This is a genomic window from Ekhidna sp., assembly GCF_965228795.1.
Classification (GTDB): Bacteria; Bacteroidota; Bacteroidia; order Cytophagales; family Cyclobacteriaceae; genus Ekhidna.
Genome location: NZ_OZ245839.1, coordinates 4,189,388 through 4,213,441 on the forward strand (window position 1 = coordinate 4,189,388; position 24,054 = coordinate 4,213,441).

The 24,054-nt window shown below is 40.4% G+C and carries 23 protein-coding genes; 13 read left to right on the forward strand and 10 right to left on the reverse strand.

What is annotated here, in order from left to right:
* Window positions 1-9: 9 nt before the first annotated feature.
* From dusB to ACQK2H_RS18915, 3 genes are read right to left on the reverse strand one after another with little or no spacing between them, the layout of a single operon-like run.
* Window positions 10-1,005 (reverse strand): tRNA dihydrouridine synthase DusB, encoded by a 996-nt coding sequence (dusB, locus tag ACQK2H_RS18905; RefSeq protein WP_425392945.1) that lies wholly within the window; start codon window positions 1,003-1,005, stop codon window positions 10-12.
* Window positions 998-1,333, reverse strand: a complete 336-nt coding sequence (locus ACQK2H_RS18910; protein WP_425392946.1) for a hypothetical protein — start codon at window positions 1,331-1,333, stop codon at window positions 998-1,000. Before ACQK2H_RS18910 ends, dusB begins: the two co-directional genes overlap by 8 nt.
* Complete coding sequence (locus ACQK2H_RS18915) at window positions 1,317-1,532, reverse strand: hypothetical protein (RefSeq protein WP_425392947.1); 216 nt, start codon at window positions 1,530-1,532, stop codon at window positions 1,317-1,319. The genes ACQK2H_RS18910 and ACQK2H_RS18915 overlap by 17 nt, the downstream gene beginning before the upstream one ends.
* A gap of 32 nt (window positions 1,533-1,564) precedes the next feature.
* Here ACQK2H_RS18915 and ACQK2H_RS18920 point away from each other — a divergent pair, with 32 nt between their 5' ends.
* The 6 genes from ACQK2H_RS18920 (at window position 1,565) to ACQK2H_RS18945 (ending at window position 5,918) form a co-directional block, all read left to right on the forward strand.
* Window positions 1,565-2,434, forward strand: coding sequence for a CPBP family intramembrane glutamic endopeptidase (locus ACQK2H_RS18920; RefSeq protein WP_425392948.1), 870 nt, complete (start codon window positions 1,565-1,567; stop codon window positions 2,432-2,434).
* Complete coding sequence (locus ACQK2H_RS18925; protein WP_425392949.1) at window positions 2,427-2,630, forward strand: hypothetical protein; 204 nt, start codon at window positions 2,427-2,429, stop codon at window positions 2,628-2,630. The genes ACQK2H_RS18920 and ACQK2H_RS18925 overlap by 8 nt, the downstream gene beginning before the upstream one ends.
* Window positions 2,627-3,445 (forward strand): phosphatidate cytidylyltransferase, encoded by an 819-nt coding sequence (locus tag ACQK2H_RS18930; protein WP_425392950.1) that lies wholly within the window; start codon window positions 2,627-2,629, stop codon window positions 3,443-3,445. The genes ACQK2H_RS18925 and ACQK2H_RS18930 overlap by 4 nt, the downstream gene beginning before the upstream one ends.
* A gap of 67 nt (window positions 3,446-3,512) precedes the next feature.
* The gene (locus ACQK2H_RS18935) at window positions 3,513-4,787 is read left to right on the forward strand and encodes a Glu/Leu/Phe/Val family dehydrogenase (RefSeq protein ID WP_425392951.1); all 1,275 of its coding nucleotides are present in this window, start codon (window positions 3,513-3,515) and stop codon (window positions 4,785-4,787) included.
* Between the two features lie 117 nt (window positions 4,788-4,904).
* The gene (locus tag ACQK2H_RS18940) at window positions 4,905-5,561 is read left to right on the forward strand and encodes a phosphatidylserine decarboxylase family protein (protein ID WP_425392952.1); all 657 of its coding nucleotides are present in this window, start codon (window positions 4,905-4,907) and stop codon (window positions 5,559-5,561) included.
* 3 nt (window positions 5,562-5,564) lie between these two features.
* The gene (locus ACQK2H_RS18945; RefSeq protein WP_425392953.1) at window positions 5,565-5,918 is read left to right on the forward strand and encodes a hypothetical protein; all 354 of its coding nucleotides are present in this window, start codon (window positions 5,565-5,567) and stop codon (window positions 5,916-5,918) included.
* A gap of 342 nt (window positions 5,919-6,260) precedes the next feature.
* Here the strand turns inward: ACQK2H_RS18945 and guaB are convergent, their stop codons facing one another.
* On the reverse strand, window positions 6,261-7,730 hold the full coding sequence (gene guaB, locus ACQK2H_RS18950) for an IMP dehydrogenase (protein WP_425392954.1): 1,470 nt from the start codon (window positions 7,728-7,730) through the stop codon (window positions 6,261-6,263).
* Between the two features lie 161 nt (window positions 7,731-7,891).
* Here guaB and pnuC point away from each other — a divergent pair, with 161 nt between their 5' ends.
* Genes pnuC through ACQK2H_RS18970 form a run of 4 tightly spaced genes read left to right on the forward strand, consistent with a single transcriptional unit; the run spans window position 7,892 to window position 9,658 of the window.
* Window positions 7,892-8,500, forward strand: coding sequence for a nicotinamide riboside transporter PnuC (pnuC, locus tag ACQK2H_RS18955; protein WP_425392955.1), 609 nt, complete (start codon window positions 7,892-7,894; stop codon window positions 8,498-8,500).
* Window positions 8,501-8,518: 18 nt separating this feature from the next.
* Window positions 8,519-8,740 (forward strand): DUF433 domain-containing protein, encoded by a 222-nt coding sequence (locus ACQK2H_RS18960; RefSeq protein WP_425392956.1) that lies wholly within the window; start codon window positions 8,519-8,521, stop codon window positions 8,738-8,740.
* Complete coding sequence (locus ACQK2H_RS18965; RefSeq protein WP_425392957.1) at window positions 8,741-9,112, forward strand: DUF5615 family PIN-like protein; 372 nt, start codon at window positions 8,741-8,743, stop codon at window positions 9,110-9,112. It abuts the gene before it with no gap.
* Window positions 9,113-9,658, forward strand: a complete 546-nt coding sequence (locus tag ACQK2H_RS18970; protein WP_425392958.1) for an AAA family ATPase — start codon at window positions 9,113-9,115, stop codon at window positions 9,656-9,658.
* Between the two features lie 6 nt (window positions 9,659-9,664).
* Here the strand turns inward: ACQK2H_RS18970 and msrA are convergent, their stop codons facing one another.
* Window positions 9,665-10,300: a peptide-methionine (S)-S-oxide reductase MsrA gene (gene msrA, locus ACQK2H_RS18975; RefSeq protein WP_425392959.1), complete on the reverse strand. Its 636-nt coding sequence runs from the start codon at window positions 10,298-10,300 to the stop codon at window positions 9,665-9,667.
* 87 nt (window positions 10,301-10,387) lie between these two features.
* Window positions 10,388-12,736 (reverse strand): TonB-dependent receptor, encoded by a 2,349-nt coding sequence (locus ACQK2H_RS18980; protein WP_425392960.1) that lies wholly within the window; start codon window positions 12,734-12,736, stop codon window positions 10,388-10,390.
* A 128-nt stretch (window positions 12,737-12,864) separates the two neighbouring features.
* On the opposite strand from ACQK2H_RS18980, the gene ACQK2H_RS18985 reads away from it, so the two are divergent.
* Window positions 12,865-13,467, forward strand: coding sequence for a ribonuclease HII (locus ACQK2H_RS18985; RefSeq protein WP_425392961.1), 603 nt, complete (start codon window positions 12,865-12,867; stop codon window positions 13,465-13,467).
* Here ACQK2H_RS18985 and ACQK2H_RS18990 read toward each other — a convergent pair.
* The 4 genes from ACQK2H_RS18990 to hemA are packed head-to-tail and all read right to left on the reverse strand — an operon-like array spanning window position 13,464 to window position 19,245.
* Entirely contained in the window at window positions 13,464-13,832 is a 369-nt protein-coding gene (locus ACQK2H_RS18990) for a response regulator (protein WP_425392962.1), read from the reverse strand. The two genes, ACQK2H_RS18985 and ACQK2H_RS18990, sit on opposite strands and share 4 nt — an antisense overlap.
* Complete coding sequence (locus ACQK2H_RS18995; RefSeq protein WP_425392963.1) at window positions 13,825-15,807, reverse strand: PAS domain S-box protein; 1,983 nt, start codon at window positions 15,805-15,807, stop codon at window positions 13,825-13,827. The genes ACQK2H_RS18990 and ACQK2H_RS18995 overlap by 8 nt, the downstream gene beginning before the upstream one ends.
* Before the next feature lie 23 nt (window positions 15,808-15,830).
* The gene (locus ACQK2H_RS19000) at window positions 15,831-17,966 is read right to left on the reverse strand and encodes a WG repeat-containing protein (protein ID WP_425392964.1); all 2,136 of its coding nucleotides are present in this window, start codon (window positions 17,964-17,966) and stop codon (window positions 15,831-15,833) included.
* Window positions 17,967-17,994: 28 nt separating this feature from the next.
* Complete coding sequence (gene hemA, locus ACQK2H_RS19005; protein ID WP_425392965.1) at window positions 17,995-19,245, reverse strand: glutamyl-tRNA reductase; 1,251 nt, start codon at window positions 19,243-19,245, stop codon at window positions 17,995-17,997.
* Between the two features lie 92 nt (window positions 19,246-19,337).
* Between hemA and ACQK2H_RS19010 the strand changes: the two genes are divergently transcribed.
* Window positions 19,338-20,054 (forward strand): ComEA family DNA-binding protein, encoded by a 717-nt coding sequence (locus tag ACQK2H_RS19010; RefSeq protein ID WP_425392966.1) that lies wholly within the window; start codon window positions 19,338-19,340, stop codon window positions 20,052-20,054.
* 3 nt (window positions 20,055-20,057) lie between these two features.
* A complete protein-coding gene (locus ACQK2H_RS19015) occupies window positions 20,058-24,053 on the forward strand; it encodes an AAA domain-containing protein (protein WP_425392967.1) in 3,996 nt (1,331 codons plus the stop codon).
* Window position 24,054 lies beyond the last annotated feature (1 nt).

The window sequence follows — 24,054 nt, forward strand, 5'->3', positions numbered from 1 at the left end:
GCCCAAATCTCAACCTAAGATAACGGCATCACCATACATTTCAGGTATTTGAAGTAATGTTTCCTTCACTTCCTGGTAGGATTCTGACTCCACAAGGGTGGTCCGAGTAGGTTTAAAGTCCCTAATCCCTCTGAAGTAATTGGTGTAGTGACGTCTCATTTCAAAGAGTCCCAGCTTCTCTCCTTTCCATTCCATAGAAAAATCAAGGTGCTGTACGGCTACTCTAACTCTTTCTTCCAATGAAGGCGGATCAAGTTTCTCGCCCGTTTTCATGAAATGCTTGATCTCATTAAAAATCCAGGGGTATCCAATTGCTGCACGACCAATCATGATCCCATCCACACCATATTTATTTTTGTATTCCAGCGCTTTTTCTGGTGAGTCAATATCTCCATTTCCAAAAATTGGAATATGTATGCCAGGATCATTTTTCACTTCAGCTATGGGCTCCCAATTTGCTTCCCCTTTGTACATCTGCTTCCTGGTTCGCCCATGAATACTCAATGCTTTGATCCCCACATCCTGAAGTCTATGTGCTACCTCCTGAATCTTAATGGTAGAGTCATCCCAACCCAGGCGGGTTTTCACTGTAACCGGTTTGCTCACCTGCTTTACAATCTCCTCTGTCATCTTCTGCATCTTAGGCAGATCAAGTAGAATGCCTGCTCCGGCTCCTTTGCAAGCTACTTTCTTAACCGGACAACCATAGTTGATGTCGATGATTTCAGGATTGGCTTCCTCTGCAATAGAGGCTGCCTCGCGCATGGATTCTATTTTATCTCCAAAAATCTGAATGCCAATCGGGCGCTCGTAATCGTAGATATCTAATTTCTGCACACTTTTTTCAGCGTGCCGAATCAATCCTTCCGAAGAGATAAATTCGGTATACATCAAGTCTGCTCCATTCTGCTTACAAACAGCCCTAAATGGCGGATCGCTTACATCCTCCATGGGTGCCAGCAATAATGGGAACTCTCCTATTTCTATGTCGCTGATTTTAACCAATGATTCTTTTTACTAATTCTTTAATTTCCTTGACAGGGACTGCATCTATTTCTGATTTATCATAAATGGAAATTAACCTAACCCTCTTCTTGTCGATTTCCATTAACACATGTGTAATAACCCGTGCACCACCACTCTTTCCTTTATTTTTATCAGTTAATGCAAGACGAACTTTGTAGATGTTGTAACCTAAAGCTACTCCTTGCTCAGGATTTAACTCAAGAGACTGTTTTAATGATTTAAGATCCTCTCCAAATTTTCTGTACTTCTTAAAGAAAGGCTTAGCATCACTCTCAAAATTTCGAGTGATTTCAACGCTTATTCTCATCAATAAATTGGTCTAAACTTTTAAAGGCATTGCTATCTGATTTACTCTCTTTCAACCCTCTCTCAATACCAGTTAAAACTTTAAGTTTGTTCTTTAAGCGATTATTATCCTTATTCAGCTTGTCCCATTTTTCGATGGGAACAATCACACTTTGCCTATTGCCACTCTCATCTACCAAATATTTCAATGCATCACCCATGATTCTCTTATTTTAGCAACAAAGTTAGCCATATGCAGGACATTCTAAGAAATAATGCAGAAGATAAGCGCAGAGCCAGAGCCTGGGCCTTTGGACTAGGGCTTTCTGCATACATTTCTATTTTCATGATTTTGGGAAATGATGGAGAGGTAGACACAAGCATGATCCTTCATATGGATCCCATAATTTTACTTGCTGTTCAGGGCATTGCATCCGCTTTTCTTTTCCTTGGTGTCCCTGCTATCTTCATTGCAATCGCATTGAGAGTTCCGTTTTCAGAGTTTTTTCCTAAAGTATCTCTAACCTCCGCGGGCCTCACGATATTAATATCCATAAGCTTTATGGTTGTCAACAGCGCCGTTGGGGAATGGAATATGAATCTTGATTTTGGTAATTCTGATTTTGCAGAATGGGCTAAAAGATCTGAAGAACAACTCAAAGTGTTGACAGAGCACATCACTGATTTCACTTCGACCTCTCATTTCATCGTTGCATTTTTAGTGGTCGCCATTATCCCGGCAATTGGTGAGGAGCTGTTGTTTAGAGGACTCATTCAAAACATGTTTTCACGGGCGTTTGCTAATCATCACATAGCAATATGGATCACAGGATTTCTTTTTGCTGCTATTCATATGCAGTTTTTCGGAGTTATGCCTCGAATGCTGCTTGGTGTAGTGTTTGGCTACTTGTATCATTGGAGTGGCAAATTGAGCCTTGCAATGATTGGACACCTGGTTAATAATGGTCTTGCGCTCATTGCTCTGTATCTTACGAAAAAAGACATTGTAGAGGTTAGTCCTGAACAAATGGAAGAAGCAGCTCCATGGCCTGCAGTGTTGGTATTTGCTGTGATTACTTTTCTCCTAATGCGAACTTTTTATAAAAGATTTAATGATGCGTGATTGGCAAACAGTCTATTCTGACGATCAGGAACATCGAGTGGAAATTGTGAAAGCTGTGCTAGAGGACAAAGGCATGGCACCCGTAAAAATCAATAAGCAAGTTTCACAGCATGGTTTCGGAAATTTTGAAATATTTGTGGCGCCCGATCATGTAATTCGCGCACTAAAAATTATTAAAGAGGAAATTAAGTTTTGAGTAAATACCCGGATCTAGCCCCACGCCTGTTCTCTGCCATCATTGGTGGAATGATTATTATTCTTTCATTGCTCTGGAATAAATGGGGATTTTTTGCTGTGTTTCTTTTCATATCCTGTATGACTATGTGGGAGTTTTACAGACTCATGCGGCTTCAAAGCTATGTCCCAATCAGACTTCTGGGAGTTTCTATCGGAGGGCTGCTGTTTGTGTTCACATTTTTGATTGAAGCTGACCTGCTTCCATCTAAGTATTACATGGCACTCTTTCCACTTGCTTCTTTTGTGTTCCTCATTAAACTCTATAAAAAGAGTGATGTCCATCCATTCATAAATATTGCACTATTCTATTTAGGCATTCTTTATGTTGCAGTGCCTTTCGCTTTAATAAACATTTTGGTTTTTTACAGCGGTGAATATTCCTATGAAATCATCATGGGGCTATTATTTCTAACCTGGGCTAATGATGTTGGCGCATACTTTTCAGGGATTTTATTTGGCCGAAGGAAATTATTCGAACGCATATCTCCAAATAAGTCGTGGGAAGGCAGCATCGGCGGAGCTATCACTGCTTCTTTAACTGCACTTGTTATTGGCTTCTACTTTGAGGGATTGAATCCCATTGAGTGGATTAGTATCTCAATTATTGTCGTAATTGCAGGTACATATGGTGACCTGGTGGAGTCTCATTTCAAGCGCTCAATCCAGATAAAAGACTCAGGCACCATTATCCCCGGACATGGTGGGTTTTTAGATCGTTTTGATAGTTTTTTGATCGCTGTACCTTTCGTTGTAGTTTTCTTGAAATTATTCTAAAGAGAAGCAGAAATCCCGTTAGTTTTGCGCTGAAAATAAACAACAACCCCATTTTTATTTAATTCCTATGGCATATATAGAACCCGCGCCAATAAAGGACAGAGACAATCCATTTGAATCAATGATGTCTCGATTTCAAATTGCTGCAGAGCACCTTGGTTTGGATCAGGAAGTTTACGATGTATTGAAGACACCCGCTAAGCAGGTAATCGTCTCTCTTCCTGTGACCATGGACGATGGCTCAATCAAAGTATTTGAAGGGTATCGTGTCATCCACTCTACCATTTTAGGTCCATCTAAAGGTGGTGTGAGGTATGATATGGATGTAAATATTGATGAGGTAAAAGCACTTGCTGCATGGATGACATGGAAGTGCGCCGTGGTAGATATCCCATATGGAGGAGCAAAAGGAGGAATTAAATGCAACCCGCGTCAAATGTCAGCCGGCGAAGTAGAGCGTTTAACTCGAGCATTTACACAGGCCATGCACGACGTATTTGGAAAAGATCGTGACATTCCTGCACCTGACATGGGTACCGGGCCAAGAGAGATGGCGTGGATGATGGACCAATATTCCAGAAATCAAGGCATGACTGTTAACTCGGTAGTAACAGGTAAGCCGCTTGTACTTGGTGGGTCTTTGGGAAGAGAAGAGGCTACCGGACGTGGGGTAATGATCTCTGCTCTGGCTGCCATGGAAAAACAAAAAATCAATCCATTCAAAGCCACTTGTGCCATCCAAGGATTTGGAAATGTGGGTTCATGGGCTGCACAACTCTTAGAAGAAAGAGGAGTAAACATTGTGGCTATAAGCGACCTCTCAGGCGCATATCACAATGCTGAGGGCATTAACATCAAAAAAGCGATGGAATATCGCAATGCCAATAATGGGAGCTTAGAGGGCTTCTCAGGTGCGGAAAAAATAGATCCTGAAGAACTTCTTCTGTTAGAAGTGGATGTATTGGTTCCTGCAGCCATTGAGGATGTAATTACTCAGAAAAATGCAGATAAGATCAAAGCAAAAATGATTGTGGAAGGGGCCAATGGTCCAACTTCTGCAAAAGCAGATGCGATCCTTAATGAAAAAGGCATTTTAGCTGTACCTGATATCTTGGCAAACGCCGGAGGTGTTACCGTATCTTACTTTGAGTGGGTACAAAACAGACTCGGTTATGGCTGGACGAGAGAGCGTGTGAGCAGACGATCTGATCGAATTATGAAAACTGCTTTTGATAAGGTTTATGAAACATCACAGGAATACAATGTAAGCATGCGTATTGCAGCTTATATCGTGGCGATCGATAAGGTGGCTAAAACTTACAAGTTCAGAGGCGGCTTCTAGGTCGTTGAACGGAGGGCCCCTTAATTTGTGTCAATTCTGAGCGCAGCGAAGAATCTGCTTTTTTAGAAGATAGATCTTTCACTTTGTTCAAGATGACATTCTAAAATTGACTTAACGATGAGGATACACAAGGAAGGTTTTAAGATGATCCCGCTAATGGCAGTGCTAACAGGTGGTCTGTATGCGTTGCTATATTGGCTAATTCCAGTATTCATCATACAGATGATATTGGCAGCCGCTGCAATCATTTTCATGATTCTTGTGGTACGTTTCTTCAGGTTTCCAAATGTAGAGACTCCTCAAAAAGATGGTGTGGTGTATGCACCAGCTGAGGGAAAAGTTGTGGTGATAGAAAAAACATATGAAGGCGAATACCACAAAGAGGATCGAATTCAGGTTTCAATCTTTATGTCACCGCTTAATGTGCATGTGAACAGAAGCCCAATCAAAGGTGTAGTAGATTTCTTCAAATACCATCCGGGCAAATTCTTAGTAGCCTGGCACCCAAAATCCAGCACAGAAAATGAGCGAACATCTGTAGCTTTCAAAGCAGAAAATGGAGTAACTATTCTTATGCGTCAAATTGCAGGTGCTGTAGCTAGACGAATCGCTTTCTATCCAAAGGTAGGTGATGCTGTTGAACAAGGCACCCATGTGGGCTTCATACGTTTTGGAAGCCGTGTAGACTTATTCCTCCCTCTTGACGCAGATATCAAAGTCAAAATTGGTGATTTGACGAAGGGTGGGGAGACTGAGGTGGCGAAGTTGAAATGAGTCATGAGTCCAAAAGATTTCCGTTGGTACGTTCAGAATGCAATAGAGCAATGTGATCGTCTACTTAGGTCGAAAGACATTGACCACTCGAGGCTTATAAACCAAGTAGTAATAATTCGAGAGATCGGCCTTGGATATAATGATACAATGATTCGCGATTGTGCTAACAAATTAGCCACTTACAACAGCGATGATTACGAATTAAATATTGTGGAACAAATCATTGCAATGATTGTCCGTTTAAAAGGCCCAATGCCTTTTTCAAACAAAGAAAGTTCCAAACAAAAGAGATACTTAATTCAGTTAAAGCTCCTACTCCACGGAGTTGATGAAGCTTTAAGAAGACAGGGATACTAAACTCACTTTCTAAATTCTTTTCTTTTTTCTTGATAAAAAAGAATCAAAAAATCAAGGCTATAAATCCTTCGCTAAAAATTGATTTTGATCATACACGCAAAATCAAACTCTCCGCCAGCTGGCGGATCAAACAGTGATTTTGCAGACAGTATTTCATAAATCAATTTTTTTTACGCTCATGATTTAGAGGCCGAGTTCATCGCGGCACAACGGCGAATGTCAAAATCTCGTGACGGCAAAGCGCGAAGGCTGGATTGATTTTGACTAGTCTTTTTGGCGGTTCGCCGCTGCGATTACTTTTTTGACAATGAAAAAAGTAAAAGCCCAGCGGCTTGAGCGACATCACTTCCTACTATAATTAGGCGCCTCTCTTGTAATATGAATATCGTGAGGGTGACTTTCTGCTACGCCTGCTCCTGAAATTTTCACAAATTTCGCTTCCTGTAAGGCTTCAATGCTTCCTGCTCCGCAGTATCCCATACCAGCCTTGAGCCCGCCTACCATCTGGTAAAGAACTTCTTGAACAGAACCTTTGAATGGTACTCGGCCAACAATTCCTTCCGGAACTAGCTTTTTGATGTCATCTTCAGCATCCTGAAAATAGCGGTCTTTAGAGCCCTCTTCCATCGCTTCTACAGAACCCATACCACGGTAAGATTTGAATTTTCTTCCTTCGTAAAGGATCACCTCTCCTGGAGCCTCTTCAGTTCCAGCCAGCAATGATCCAATCATTACGGTGTTTCCTCCTCCGGCAATCGCTTTGACCACATCTCCTGAGAATCGAATACCCCCATCAGCTACAATAGGAACACCGGACCCTTTAATTGCCTGTGATGATTCGTAAACGGCTGAAAGCTGCGGTACACCAACACCGGCAATGACTCGGGTGGTGCAGATACTCCCTGGTCCTACCCCTACTTTTACAGCGTCAGCTCCAGCCTCTACAAGGGCCTTAGCTGCCTCAGGAGTAGCAATATTTCCAACAATTGTCTCTAGATCAGGGAAAGCCTTCTTGATTCTTTTGGCCATATCGATTACTCCTTTGGAGTGACCATGCGCTGTATCAATGGAAACCAGGTCTACGCCCGCTTTCACCAAAGCGGCGATCCGGTCTTCAATATCAGGAGTCACACCCACTGCAGCACCAACTCTTAATCGACCGTATTCATCTTTACATGCATTTGGGCGATCCTTATTTTTTAGAATGTCTTTGTAAGTAATCAGTCCGGTCAGTTTGCCATTCTTATCAACAATCGGAAGCTTTTCAATTTTATGTTCCTGAAGAATTGCCTCTGCTTCATTCAGTCCAACCTCAGCAGTGGCTGTGATCAGATTATCTTTCGTCATGATGTCCTTTACCGGTTTTTTTGGCTTCTTTTCAAATCGTAAATCTCTGTTAGTTACAATTCCGATTAGCTTATCATCTTTATCTACGACTGGAATTCCTCCAATCTTATTTTCCTTCATGATGGCTTCCGCATCACTTACCGTTGCATCTACATGCAGCGTGATTGGGTCTAGGATCATGCCACTTTGAGATCGCTTTACTTTTCGAACCTGAATCGCCTGCTGGTCGATGGTCATATTCTTATGAATGATGCCAATTCCTCCTTCCAATGCCATGGCAATGGCAAGTTTTGCCTCTGTAACTGTATCCATCGCTGCAGAAACCAAAGGAATATTTAATCGGATATTTCGTGTGATCTGAGCAGAGGTGTCAGTGTCACGTGGAAGTACTTCAGAATAACCGGGGAGAAGAAGCACATCATCATAGGTGAGTGCTTCAAAGAGGAATTTTTCGTTTGTCGTCATGGCAAATAATACTGAACTGTTATGATTATTTGCCGTGCAAAATTATGTTGGTTCCATAGAATAAGTACTATGACAAGACATATTTTTACAACAAGGTAAGCATAGCTTATTTTTATTGATCGACCATTTCAATAACAAACAGCACTTTCAATTTCAATACTATGGAGATATGGAGTTCTTTTTACGACCAATTACTTGAGACCACCTGGTTGGAGTTTATCGCTGTAATATGCGGTATATTGAGCGTTTGGTTTAGCAAGCAAGAAAGCATTTTAGTTTATCCATTCGGAATAATCAGCGTCTTGATATTCGTGTATCTGACCTACGAGTACGGGCTTTACGCTGAGACCGGCATCAATGTCTATTATTTTGTCATGAGTGTGTATGGTTGGTGGAATTGGAAAAACACTAAGGAAATTGGAAGAAGCCAAATACCCATAAGCAGAAGCTCCGGCTGGGGGCATGTCCTCAACATTTCAACATTTCTGGCAGCATTTGGAATCATCTACTTATTACTTATAAAATTCACTGATAGTGATGTGCCCATCCTGGATGCAATGACAACCGGGCTTGCTGTAACCGGCATGTATCTCATGGCATTGAAAAAAATAGAACATTGGCTGTTTTGGATTGCCTGTGATCTGATTGCCATTCCACTTTACATTTATAAGGGATTGCCATTTACCAGTTTCCAGTTTATGGTGTTCACCTATATCGCGGTGCTGGGCTGGGTGTCCTGGAAACGAAAATTGTTGATGAGTGAAGATTGAATTGATTAACTTTAAAAGATGCCACTAAATAGAATAACTATAGATCCAAATCAAATGAGCGGGGAGCCATGTATAAGAGGCCTTAGAATACCTGTAGCTACTGTTTTATCTATGCTAAATCAGATGACCATAGATGAAATATTAAATGCCTATCCTGATTTGGAAAAGGAGGATATTGCTGAATCAATTGATTTTGCAGCTCAATCCATTCGGCAAAAAGAAATTGCGATCAATCATTAAATGAAATTCCTTATAGATAATGCGCTATCTCCAAGAATAGCTGAATATCTTTCTAAAATAGGACATGATGCCCTGCACGTAAGGGACATTAAAATGGCAAAAGCCTCTGATGAAGAAATTTTTAAAAGAGCCTTCAACGAAGATAGGATTATCATTTCAGCAGATACTGATTTCGGCTTTCTCCTTGCGCATTGGGATCAGCAAAAACCTTCAGTCATATTGTTCCGAAAAGGAATAGAAGTTGAACCTTCGCGTCAAATAGATCTATTACTTTCAAATCTTGAAAATATTTCGAATTTATTGGTTGAAGGACATATGATAATCTTTGAGCCAGAAAAAATCAGAACGAGAAAGCTTCCTTTTTTTGAATAAATGATACAAAAAATAGCCATCATCGGGCCTGAATCCACTGGTAAAAGTGAACTCTGCCAGCACCTCGCCAGGCATTATGACACTGAATGGGTGCCTGAGTATGCTCGCTTTTATATTGATCGTCTTGATCGAGAGTACGAGCAGCATGACTTGAAATCAATTGCAGAAGGCCAGCTATCCTGGGAAAATGAAAAAACAACATATGCCAATAACTACCTGATCTGCGACACCAATCTTATTGTGATCAAGATTTGGAGTGATCATAAATATGGCGAAACTGACCCCTGGATTGAAGAGCAATTAAAAAAGAGAAGGTATGATTTTTATCTGCTATCAAATATTGACATTCCATGGATTCCTGATCCTCAACGAGAACACCCGAAAATGAGAGAACACTTCTTTGATATTTACAGGCAGTATCTGGAGCGTAATAAGCACCCTTTTGCCATTGTATCAGGAATAGAAGGTGAACGCAAGAAATGCGCTGTGGATGCGATTGAAAATTTTTTCGCTGAAAAGGATAATACCGGAACAGATCCGGCATAAGCAACTCTACTTATTTTTCAATCGGTCTTTAAATTTTTTAGCTACTTTTTCAATTTTGGGGCGAGATACATTCACAATATATCCGTTGTTTGGATGCTTTTCTTCGTAATCCTGATGGTACTCTTCTGCTAAATAGAAAGCCTCCAATTTGCTCAGTTTGGTAACAATAGGGTCAGAAAACTCCGATGCTAATTCTTCCATTTTTGCTTCCGCTAAGCTTTTTTGTTTCTCATTGTGATAAAAAATTTCGGATCGATACTGTGGCCCTACATCCGGACCTTGTCGGTTTAGCTGTGTTGGATCATGTGCGGTAAAGAAAATTTCCAGCAAAGTCTCATAGTCAATCACCGAAGGATCATAATACACCTGCACTGCTTCCGCGTGACCTGTTCTTCCTGAGCTTACCAATCGATAATCAGCCGTTGATTCCTTCCCACCAGAATAGCCGGAAACAGCCTCTACAACTCCCTTGATTTGCTCAAATGAAGCTTCAACACACCAAAAGCATCCTCCTGCAAAAGTGGCAGTATCCAATTTTTGATAATCTGCCTCTCGTGATATTGGACTCTTAGTTTCCTTTTCATTGCCCTGCGTTTGACAGCTGAAAAGAAGTAATCCTGTAACTAATGCTAAATATTTCATGACCCTCTTTTTAAACTATGTACGATAGATGAATCCGAAACGATTTCGAGAATGTACAGTATGTAAACCTCCTTACATTTGAGATGTTTAAAATTCTATTCGATAACTCAGGTTAGGGAAAAAACTGATCTGAGCTTCTGAAACAACACTTCTGTTGCCAACGTCATAATATCTAAAAAACTCATTTTCTCTTTGCGTCAGATTCTGAATATCCAATGAAATGACGGACGTTGTTCGTTTTTTATTTTTTCTATAGCTAATCCCAACGTCCATACGGAAATAGCCATCTAGCTTCATTTCATAATTATTCTCAAAGCGATATACTGTATGCCCTTCATTGATGGATGCAGCGATATTAATTGGCGCCTGCCTTTTTCCTCCTGCAAAAATCAACTTTCCATTTAGGCTGATCGAATTATTCCCATTCCTCCCAACTTTATACTCTTTGCCTGCAAGGAAGTTGAAGATATACCCACCATCAAACTGCGTACTGCGTTCCACCCCATCTGCACCAGTGTACAGCGACCGGTAAAGGGAAGCTGTTGATAGCATATAAAAACCCTTTGATAAAAACTGCTCCAGTGTCAGCTCCAATCCGTAATTCTTTCCTGTTCCATCATTGGCTAATTCATCAGGAGTATACCCATCAAATGTATTTAGTGCAGAAAAGGTTATCAATCTAAAATCAGGTGTGGTGTCATTGGGCCAGACCGGAACATTGAAAAGGTATTGATAATAGATTTCTGCTTTTAGCCGAAGCTTTGGTTTTAACATCTTCTCAAAACCAAGCGCCGAATGAAATGCCTGTGTGAAACCAAGGTCTTTATTGTTCTGAACAAAACTTCCATCCGATCTGTATTGCCTTGCAGTGTACAGTGCCACAGTCTCCATTCTGCTGTGCAAACCTAATCCGCCTGATAAAACATGGGTACCTCTATCCCATTTAAACCCAAGCCTTGGTTCTAAATATGATTTTCCATTGAGTGCAAAATGAGAAAAATGTAACCCTGTATTAAGCGTGAACTGGTTACTCGTTCTAAATTGCCAGTTTCCAAATGCCTGGTAAAAACCTGCATGATCATTTTCATCCAATGGAGTCACATGCTCTTCACGTTCTCTATCCCAATAAAAGTTTGTAAGATCATAAGAGAGACGGCTAAGAATAGTACCCACCCGTAACGTATGTTGGGCTGAAAATTTATGATTATAAAACGTAGAAAATCGCGTTTGAGACTCAATGAAATTCTGTTTTTCAATTGTCAAGACTTCCAACGAATCAAATTGATTTGAAATCTGATTGTAAGAAGTAGAGAGGATCGTTTCAAAAAAAGAGTCCTCCGATACGTACATAATATTTGTAATCCCGGCCACAGCCGTTGTTTGATCCTCTTTGTCATTTTCCCAATCTCCATTTGATCGATCCGGTAAAAAACGATACGAATTTTTACCGCCTAATCCCCACACTGAAAAGGAACCAAGATTTTTAGTGGGGATTCGGATTTTGAATGATAAGTCCTGAAAATTGATTGCTTCTTGTTCACCCAGGATATTCAAACCAAGTTGCGTAAGCATTGCCAATGTGGAATATCGATAATTCACTAAATAGGAAGATCGGTTTCCTTTTGATATCGGACCTTCAGATGCCGCTGCTACCCCCAGCAAGCCGATTTGGGCAGTGTGTTCATGCTTTTCAAAATTCCCTTGCCTGAGTTGAAGGTCAAAAATTCCTGAAGTAGCATTTCCATATTGAGCCGGAAATGCTCCGGTAAAAAAATCAGAATTGGCGAGCATGTTATTACTAAGCATGCTAATACCACCAGCTGATGAACCAATGGATGTGAAGTGATTTGGGTTTGGTATCTCTACTCCTTCTAATCGCCATAAGATTCCTTTAGGTGAGTTACCGCGGATTACAATCTCATTAAGCAAATCATCTCCCCCCGTTTGAACACCGGCAAACATCAAGGCAGCCCGGGCAGGATCATTAAATGTTGCAGGAAACCTGCTGATTTCATCCATTCCCAATGAAATTGCAGAGACCGTTGCAAGCTCATTTTTTGGCTGGCCCTTTTGATGCTCTGAGGCGCTCACAACTACCTCATCTAATTGCTCTAAAGATTCAATCATTTTAGCATTTACAACAACCTCTTTTCCTGCTCCAACAAGGATGTTTGGAATTGATATAGCCTCATATCCCAAATAAGAAACACCAAGTGATTGTCTCCCGATGGGTACACCTTCTACCCTATAATATCCTTCAACATCTGTGATACCGCCAATTGGAGGATTACTTCCGATCAACACAACCGTTGCTCCTATGATCGGAGCACCTGACTGCTCGTCTGTAATTTGACCTTTAATTGTTTGTGTGAGTGATTGAGATTGAGCGGAGAAAAGCAATAGCATTCCTGCAAAGCTGAATAGTAGTTTAGTCATTAGTAGTAATTATTGAGTAGTGACACCTTACAGACGTAAGAAATTTCATTAGGCTTCAAAGTGGGAACATTTTTATTCTGGTGATCCCCTAGTAGTGATTGAAATGTTCATTTAATTAATTTTGGTGCATGCTAAAATCCTTCTTTCAAGAAAAGAAAATTGAGGCCGGATGCGATGAAGCAGGACGGGGATGTTTAGCGGGCCCGGTGGTTGCTGCGGCGGTGATTTTACCAAAGGATTACACACACGAAATCCTCAATGACTCCAAGCAGCTATCGGAAAAACAGCGAGTTGAACTAAAACACGATATCATCAAAGACTCACTCGCATGGGGAGTAGGGGTCGCTTCTCCGGGGGAGATTGATGAAATCAATATTCTTAATGCCAGCTATCTCGCTATGCATCGGGCCGTTGAACAATTGAAAGTCACTCCCGAGTTATTACTAATAGATGGTAATCGATTTAAGCCATTTAATGATATCCCACATGAGTGCATCATTAAAGGAGATGGAAAGTTTCTATCCATTGCTGCTGCTTCGATCCTTGCCAAAACATACAGGGATGATTTAATGAGGCAACTTGCCATTGATTTTCCAGGATATGGATGGGAAACAAACGTGGGATACCCGACCAGGGCTCATCGCGATGGGTTAAAGGAAATGGGAAGCACACCGCATCACCGGATGAGCTTTCAGCTGTTACCAAGTCAGTTAGAGTTATTTCCGGATTAAGAAACCAGCGTCTGAGCGATTTTTTCGCGATCCAAAGGCTTTTCAAGCATTGAGGTTACGTATGGATTTTCATCTGCTTTACGCTGATCAGAAGGATCGATGGATGAAGTTAGCACGTAAATATGATTGCCTTTATTTTCAACACTTGGCAGTGCATCTAAGAACTCCCACCCATTCATAACAGGCATATTGAGGTCTAGAAAAATGATGTCTACAGATTGATTCTTCAAAAAATCAATGGCCTCTTCGCCATTCATTGCTTTAAATATTTCAACAGTAGCGTGTTCTTTTTTTATTGCAAGTTCAGCTAATGTTAAGAATATAGGGTCGTCATCGACTAGTAGTATTTTGTTTGCACTATGCATTAAAATATACCTTAAACTTGGTGCCTTTGTTTATTTCACTTTCTACTTCTATGCGACCACCAATAGCTTCAACCTGCTGTTTAGTCATATATAATCCCATGCCGTGCCCACTCTCTTCATCGGCGTGAAACCTAGACCCAAGCTGAAACATTTTACCTCCATACCGCCTCAAGTCAATCCCCCTTCCTTGGTCTGCCACAGTTAAAAGTACTTCTTTTGATTCTTTTTTTGCAGAAATTTTTATTTTTCGTTGATCCTTAGTCACTCCATACTTCATCGCATTGGTGATTAAGTTGTGTAATATACTCTGCAAATAAGCCGGTAAAATACGGAGTGTGAGGCCCTTATCTATATCAACTTCAAACTCGATGTTTTTTTCTGTTGCTGATTTTCGGTTCAATAAAATTATATCATCAATGACTCCTCGAAGATTTATTTCCTCCTTCTCAAGTGTAGAGATGTCTTTTTCAAAATTCAGAAGATCATTAATCGCATCTATCGCAAGATTCAGCTTTAATGCAGTCGCCTTTAGCATTTCAAAGTACTCCGTATTGGAAGGGTCGTCCTCGATAACGGAAAGCAGCCCTACAAGATTGGCTACTGATGATCTGAAATTATGCGAAGTGATATAAGAAAAATCCTTGAGTCGTTGATTTTGCTCGATGGTCTTATCAAATAGCTTATGAAGCTCTCGTTCGTTGTGAGAACGGATCCGGATGTTCACAAGCATTTCAGAAAAGAGCTCTAAAAGCAATACTTCTTTTTCGCTAGCTGAGTGATATCTTCTTACCCAGTCAAACCCAACAAACCCAACACACTCTTTATCGTGGATCATTGGCATGGTCATCAAGCTCTTGATTCCCTGATCTTCCAGTAATTTTTTAAAATCTTTTTTCTTCAAATTCCGCACATCCCTCACAATCATTGGATTGCCTTTGAGATGCGCATTTACCAGCTCAGGCATAATTTCGAGTGGTAAATTTTGATTGTTTTGAATCTCAGGACTGATCCCCTCCGCACACCACTCAAAGGTATTGCTACAAATACCTTTTTGCCTATTGAAGTCAAATACGTATGATCGATCTGCACCAACGAACTCACCTAGCTCTCGTAGCGAGTCATTGATAGCTTGCTCTACTTCTTCTAAGGGTAGGTCAATATATTTGGTAGACAGGTTGATCAAAATACGCTGCATTTCAGCATATTTCATTAAAGCCTGTTCGGCTTCTTTTTCTTTAGTGATATTCCTTACAGCTCCATCAAAATAAATGACGCCATCTACTCCCTTTACCATGATGGAATTCAAATATCCCCAGAAGGTGCTTCCATCTTTTCTTCTAAACTCAACTTCTTTGTTTTCAATGGAGCCTTTTTCTAAAACTTCATCTCCAATAGCAGCACGCTGAGCCGGGTTTTTATAAAGATCCATCGGATCCATTTCCATGATTTCCTGCGCAGATTCGTAACCAAACATCCTCACAAATTCATCATTCACATAGATGATTCCTTTTTCACTTTCACTGCGATAAATCGCTTCATTGATGTTTTTATTGATACTTTCAAGAAGTTGCTCCCTGGATCGAATACGATTAAGAAATTCACGTTCTCTTGTTACATCACGAATTGCCCCATCCCAGTAGACCTCTCCGCTCTCACCCTTATGCATGATCGTGCTCACCAAGCCTACAAACTCAGAGTTATCTTTTCTTTTGAAAACAATCTCCTCGTTTTCATAGGAATGATCAGCGTTAAGCTTATTAATGAGTCGGATCCGATCGCGAGGATCTTTGTACATGCTTGAAATCGAAAGTAGCTTGACCTCTTCCTCGGAAGAATAGCCAAACATCTTCACGAAAGCATTATTTACATAAATCAATCCATCTTTATCGCTCCTGAATACTGCTTCGCTAATATTCTGATTGACGGATTCCAAAAGTTGGTTAAAATCCATTTTAGCTGCAATGCTGGTTGCCATACGTTAGTTATAAGCCCCAAAGTTTAATTCCTGATCATGGTGAGATCACCGGACACTTTGATTGCTTTATGGTTAATCTTAAAAATAGGTCTACCGGAATAATCCAGTATTCCCCAATATCCATTTTTGGAAACCAAAATTTGACCTCCAAAATCCTCCAAATAGTCATATGCCGGCCTCAAAATAAATCCACCCCGATTATCTACGAGACCATAATGACCATTTATATCCTGCACAAGATAGTTACCTGAGTCTAATCGCAAAATAGTTTTCCAGATAAGTTCTAAAACTTCTCGACCATTCATGTCTATCAACCCATACTTCATACCTTGCCGCACAACTACTACGCCTTCCTGAAAGTGATCAACCTGATCATAATAGGGTTGTACCCTCAATGTCTCATTTTTATCTATAAACCCCCACTTTTCTCTTAACATTATTGGAGCCATGCCTTCTTGGTAGCTTCTGGCGCTATCATACCTGTTGCTTATCCTTAGTCTTCCTTTGTCATCCACGAATCCCCATCTGTTTTCTTTCTTGACTACAAAGTACCCTTCACTAAAATTTGATATTTCCTGATATGATTCATCTGGACTAATAATTGTTTCTCCGGTAGATGTAATCAGCTTTAAAGATTGATTCCTTTGAAGCACCAAATGATCCTTTACCATCCGGATAGAATCGTATTCAGGGTATACCACATATTCTCCGTAAGCATTGAGTAACCCGTAACCATTCTCATTCTTTACCAGGTAAAAAGAACCAAGTATCTCAATAGGTCTGGAAGTGGTCTTGAGGGATGGACGCCCCTGACTGAAATAAGTATAGGCTTTGCCCTTTTGTCCAATCACAAATTCTCCAAACTCAAAAATCGAATGATATTCCGGTCTTACAATCCAAGAGCCCTCCCGATTCATCAATCCGGTTCTATTCAGGTAATTGACAACATATTGATCACCTGAAAGCGAAATGCTATCGTACTTAAATGTGCTAACCTCCTCAATTTCTTTATTGAGTATTCCCCAGTGATTGTTTTTCTTGATTATATACTGTTCGCCATCTCCTTTTTTTAGTTTTTGAAACGGTAGCTTGTTTTTAACCTTTCCAGATTGGCTGATTACCCACCAGCCCTTTTCATTCAGAGCCGCATACGAGTCATTTAATGAATGAATGGAATCATAGCCCGAAAAAATAGTGCTGCCATCATAATTGAGAACTGACCATTTCCTAGACTTACTATTTTGAATGATGAGGTGATCGTCTATAAACTCCTTTAGAATCAAATCATGATTTTTCAAAAGTGTACTGTTCTTTAACAACAGATGTGGCGCTCCATTTAGATATGCGGCGAGTAATCCATTGGAACTTACAGTTAATGAATCACACTTCCATTTCATTAAAATTGAATCACCTTGGTGAATGGTCCACTCAGGAAATGGAATCGGTCTCACCGGATCAGCAGATAGGTCAAATGACTTATAATCAAAACCATACACTTGCTCACCTGCATCTGACAAATAGCCAGCAAAGCCATCTCTATATGCCACATATCCTGCATGGGAGATCAATGAATCCAACCCTAATTCTAAAATTTGACCTGCGCCTGAGAATAAATCCCGTTTACCTCCATACTGTAGTGACAGATAAAGCCCGTTCAACTCCATGATGGATTTGTACTTCGTAGGGATTAACAATTCATTTTGAAATGACACAACACCATAACGCTGCGTGTGTCCATCAAAAGCACTCACCAGCCAATTAGCCCCCAATGGTTCGATGGTAAAATAGTTGAAGCTAATGATCGTTTTGCCCTTTTCATCTAAAACTCCATGAAACAAATGATTGCTGAACTTACCTTTAATGGATGCCTTAAAAAAACTATTTGCAATTGGTTGTATGGTATAAAACCTCTGGCCTGTCAGCGACTTGTTTCTTACTGTGATTAAGCCCCACAGATTGTTTTTCCGAAAACCAATCACACCGTTTACTACTTGTGATGACCCATCAGACCACCCTAGTTTTTCATAAACTGGAGGGACAGTAACATTGCCTGTTTGATCTTTAATGCCGAAGTAACCATCTTTTTCAAAGACGGTAAATCCATCCGCCATCACAGACGAACCAATACAAAAACAAATAATTGAAATGAAATTCCGCATACTCCCCACAAACAAATATAAAGTGGGTCTATTTTTTCTCTACTTCAGCGGATTCAAGGTTGAATAAATCATTAAGCACCCCTACAAGTGATTCCGCTTCTCCACGCTTACATGCTGCCTTTAATTGCAATACCGGCAGTTTAATTACTTTTTGGATCATGCTCTTGGTGACTACCTCAAGCAATTCCATTTCCTTATCGGATAATTTCTTATGTCTGGCCAGTTCCTCAATTCTGATTTGATCTAAAGCACTTTTAAGTCTTTGGATGGTTGGAGAAACCTCCATTTCACTTTTCCATTTGAAAAAGCCATTCAATTCATCTTCAACAATTCTTTCTGCATCCGGAATTGACTTCTCTCTTATCTTCCTGGCTTTCTGAGTGCGCTCTGTTAATTGATCCACGTTATAAAGTGAAACTCCCGGAACGCTATCAAGATCATTATCCATACTTCTCGGCACAGATAGATCTATCATTAGTTTATGAATGGAATCAATATCCAGGTTTGATGCTGAAATGATCGGATTTGATGTGGATACTGCAGAAATGACCACATCATTTTCAGCGATAACTTCATCCAGATCCTCAAAGCTGCGGACAGCTATGTCTTTTCCTTCAGCTAGTTTACTCGCTTTTGATTTCGTGCGGTTTACCAATGTGATCGAGGCTTCATCAGTATTTAGATTTTCAAGAACGTTTTGGCCGATCTCCCCAAGACCAATCAAAGCAATTCGTGGAGATTCGATGTTCTGAATGAAGCCGCCAATTAAGTCCACAGCTACAGAAGCAACTGATGCTGTGCCATCTTGAAGCCTGGTTTCCTGAACCACTCGTTTGTTGGCATAAAAGATTGTATGCATCAATCGGTGCAAGTGCGGTCCGGCCAAATTTAGATCGGCGCTTTGCTGATAAGCTCTTTTGACTTGATTGCTAATCTGAATATCTCCCAAGACCTGAGATTCCAGACCTAGTGCCACTCTAAAAAGATGCTTGGATGCTTCTTCGGTTGAGTACTCCTCAAACACCTCCGCAAGCTTATTTGAAGGAATGGATTTAAAGGATGAGATAAGTGCGAAGATTTCTTTTTTAATGTCTGCTTCAGAAGAATAGTATAACTCTGTTCTATTGCATGTAGATACAAGCATGGCCTCCTGCACATTACATACCTCCTTCAACTTCAAAAGAAATTGACCTGCATCAACTTCACTCAAAGCCACCTGCTCACGCAATTCGATCGGAGCGTTTCTGTATGATAATCCTAAAGCCTTAAATCCTTCCATCTCAATCAATTAGGCATGCAAAAATAACAGTGGGTTTGGTATATTGGCCCTGATAAAAATCAAGCTTTTCTTATTTAGAATCATTTTAAATAATGCTTAGGTTTCTAATAAATGCTATTTCCAGGTCATTAGGCTTTACGAAGACTGAATCCAGAGGTACACTGGTACTGATTTTTATCATCTTGACGGCCATTTTAATATCCAATACGAGAATTAATCATCTAAAAAGTCAATCAACAATCGTTCAGGATAGTTCCGTTTTGCAATGGATAAAAGAAGTACACGCCTCATATGAGATCCGTGAATCGCAGCATGTTGATGATGAAGCGTATGAACCGGTTTTTAAGCCTAAAAAATATCACCGTCCAAAAAAGTTTCTTTCAGAAATCACAGAGTCACCTACGGAAAAATTAAACACTAAGGTTCTAGATATTAACACAGCAACAGCTGAAGAATTGCAACGGGTAAAAGGAATAGGGCCTACTTATTCCGAACGAATCATAAAATATCGTGATCTTTTAGGTGGTTTTGCAGACACCACACAATTATACGAGGTATATGGCCTTAAAGAAGAAACGATTCATCGATTACTAGAATCTTTCTACGTTAGTAATCCTATTCATTCAATTGATATCAATGCAGACTCTGTCAGCCTGTTGGCCAGACATCCATATATCTCTTATGATTTGGCGAGAGTTATTATCAATTACCGAAAAGAGCACGGCGACATTCAAAGAGTGGAAGAACTGATCAAAATAAAAGCCATAGATGAACGTACTTTCAGGAGATTAAAGCCATATTTGGAATAATCCATGCAAAAGATTCTAAAGTCATACCTAAGGCGTCTCAGTAACTTATCCGGCAATAACAGGTCGCTTCTACTGCTTCGCTTGCTTAAGGATCAATTCATAGACGTCCATGATTTTGACTATGCTGAAAATGAAGCAAGTTTTAGCATCATTAAAAACCTGATCGAAAAGCAAAAAAAAATTCCTCTTTGCTCAGATATAGATAGCAGAAGTAAGTCATCAAACGACCTAAGCACTCGACTGAAAAAAATAAAGCGGATTGAGAAATTCATTTTTGATGAAAGAGGTGCTAAAGACTTATACATCGGCTGGCCTTTCATAAAAGGTAAATTCGCAGATGATACGCTTATTAGGTGCCCATTACTTTTTTTTCCTGTCTCTATCGATACGGACGGCAATGAATGGTATCTGTCACGTCGGGACGATGTAAACATCACACTCAACAAAACTTTCTTACTAGCATATGCCTATTACAATGACACACCTCTGGACGAGGAGCTGATAGAGACTGTAATTGATGATTACGACAGGGATGCAACTGTATTTCGAACTCAGCTTTATGAACTCCTCAAAAACAGTGGTGTTGAGCTCAATTTCAATCAGGAAAATTTCGCTGATGAGCTAAAAAATTTCACCGATCTCAAGAAGTCTCAACTGGAATCAAGTGAACGCACAGGCAAGCTAAAGCTCTTTCCGCAAGCGGTTTTAGGAATTTTTCCTCAATCAGGATCATATCTCGTGCCTGATTATGTAAAGCTTCTTGAAGATCAAAAAGAAACAGATCTTGAGGAGTTTTTTGTCAAAAAAGTGCAGCAGGAAAATGAAAATCAACTTGCTCTTTTTGATCGTGTAAACGAGGAAAACACATTCACTCCATTCCCTTTGGATGCTTATCAGGAGCATGCATTGAAAGAAATCAAAAAGGGAAACTCTCTGGTAGTTCAGGGGCCTCCCGGAACAGGAAAATCTCAGCTTATTAGTAATCTGGTCTGCGACTTTATTGCAAGAGGCAAGAACGTGCTTTTGGTATGCCAGAAAAAAGCTGCATTAGATGTGGTCTATCAGCGACTGAAAGAAAAGGATATGCACGATTTCGTGGCTCTTGTTCATGACTTTAAAAATGACCGAAAACCCATATACGAGCAAATAGATCAGCAGATCGAATCAGTAGAAGTTTACGAGAAGAAGAACAACAGCCTGGATGCAATACAGCTTGAGCGTGGTTTTTTACAAGCTAGTAGACGGATAGATCAAATTGTTGAAGAGTTACAGGAGTTTAGGGAAGCATTATTTGATGAGTCAGAATGTGGTAAATCAGCCAAGGAATTATACCTGACAAGCAGTCCTGACCGCCCAAGTTTCAGTATGAACCTTGAGTATCGAGCTTTTCATTTTTCAAGCCTTGACGAGACCGTAAGAAAGTTCAAAACCTATCTCAATTACTTCGACAAGTTTGAGAAACGAACCCATTTCTGGACTAAAGGTCCTTCGTTTGCCGGATTCCAAACAAATGATCTGGTCAAGCTAAAAGACGTCCTTCATGAGGTGCCATCCTTTAATGAAATGTTGATTTCCAAAAGCAAAACATTTTGTTCTCAGCCGGTGGATTTTGAAACCGGTGAATATCTATCCAACAAGCTACCTGAACTAATGGAGCTACATGAGGGGCTCAAAGAATCTGTTGTGTTCAAGGTATTCCAACAACTTCATGCAGATACACCTACAAAAGACTTGAATTGGCTGTCACAGACTGAACGCACCATGATGGCCTGTTTCCGTGGGGTTAGTATCGAAAGCACACTGAAGTCAGATCAGCTGGGCAGATTTCAGGAAGTGCTACAATCGGCAATGAGAGCAAGAAAAAACCCATTTAGCTGGTTGCGCTGGAGTCTATTCTCGAAGGAAAAAATATTTCTTAAAAGGGTACTGGTGGCCAATGATCTTAAGAGTAACAAAAGAGGATTCAAGGTCTTGGTCGAACGCATCGATAATCGATTGAATTTTGAGCATTCATTGTCTTTGATTCAAGACAACCCATGGCTTCACAATTTTCCGGAAGGTTTTAGAAAGATCGATCTTCAAGATTGGTTTTACTGGCAGAAGATGGGCTTGAATATGTATATGGTTGGCCAAACCATCCGGTCGCTTAATGACTATCTTCCTATATCTAAACTGGATCACAAAAACTATCATAAGAGGCTCGATCAATTAATATCCCTACTGCACAAAATTCCACAGCAGCTCTCACTCTGGAAGCGATACATCAACATTCATCAGATTCGAGCAATCATTCTAAAAAAGGAAGATCCTCATAAACTGGAGAAGCTTTTAAAGAAAGACTTTGATGCCATTTGTGAATATCACAAGTTGAAAGCCAACCTAAATAGTGAAGAGGAAAAAGTGTTGTATGAAATCACATCCAGTGAGGCTGCAAATATTGATGAGGGAATTGATCTTTTTCAAAATAGCCTTTCTCTAGCATGGATCGATCACATCGAGTCGAAATACCCTGACCTTAGAAATGTTGCGAGTGGGAAATTAGACGCATTGGCCGAGGAGCTTCGGGATCAAATTGAATCAAAACGGCAGGCAAGTAAAGAGATTTTACTTTTGAAATCTCGCGAAAAGACGTATGAAAACATTGAGTACAATCGGCTTAAAAATCGCGTGACATATCGTGATCTGCAGCATCAGGTCACAAAAAAACGTCGTATTTGGCCAATCAGGAAGGTAATTTCGGAATTCTCAGATGAGCTATTCACGCTTCTTCCCTGTTGGATGTGCTCACCTGAAAGTGCTTCCGCCATTTTTCCCATGAGGGAAATGTTTGACCTGGTGATTTTTGATGAGGCTTCACAATGTTTTGCCGAACGAGGGATTCCGGCCATGTACAGAGGCAGACAGATTGTAGTGGCAGGTGATAGCATGCAGCTACAGCCTAGTGATTTATATCGTGTCAGGTGGGATGATGAAGACGATGACATTCCTGAGTTAGCCATCGACTCGTTACTAAATCTCACTCGGCATTACCTTCCTGAGGTAAGTCTCGCAGGTCATTATAGAAGTAAATCACTCGAGCTCATCGATTTTTCAAATGAGCACTTTTATAAAGGTAAGCTTCGACTATTACCTGACTATGCTTACGTGAACAAAAAAGAGCCGGGCATAGAATACATTCAAACCAAAGGTGTGTGGGAAGACGGAGTGAATGAGCTCGAAGCAAGTGAGGTTGTTGCCCAGGCCCTTACGCTAATCCAGCAGTCTCCGGAAAAAGAGGTTGGGATAGTCACCTTTAATTATAAACAGCAAGGATTGATTCTGGACCTCCTTGAGGAACGATCAGCTAAGAAAAACATACTTGTGCCTGACTCGCTTTTTGTTAAAAACATTGAGAACGTTCAGGGAGACGAGCGTGATGTGATCATTTTCAGTATCGGTTACGCACCGGATAAGAAAGGAAAAATGAAGGTACAATTTGGCAGCCTTAATGCTGATGGTGGTGAGAACAGATTGAATGTTGCTGTGACACGTGCAAGAGAAAAAGTGATGGTGGTTTGCAGCATCCTCCCTCAGCTTCTCAAAACCGAGGACACAAAAAATGAGGGCCCTAAGTTGCTAAAAAAATACCTTGAATACGCATGGCAGGTGAGTATTGGGAAATGGAAACCTCATCTACCTGAGTATCAGGAGCATCATGTGGACTGGTTCTTAAGAAATAAGATTCAGGATAAGTCTTTTCATGAATTTGATGAATTTATGTTGGCCAAAGAGCTGCCTTTTGCAGATTTGTCGGTTAAGAAAGGAGACACCTATACCGGGCTGATATTAACCGATGACGAACGATATTATCAGGCGCTCTCACCGAAACAGATTTATGCTTTCCAGCATTTTCACCTCCTAATGAAAAACTGGCCGCATGTCAGATTCCATAGTCGGGAATTTTGGCTGGATCCAGATAGTGCTAAAGAAAAAATGAGGAAATTCTTATATTCTAATTAGT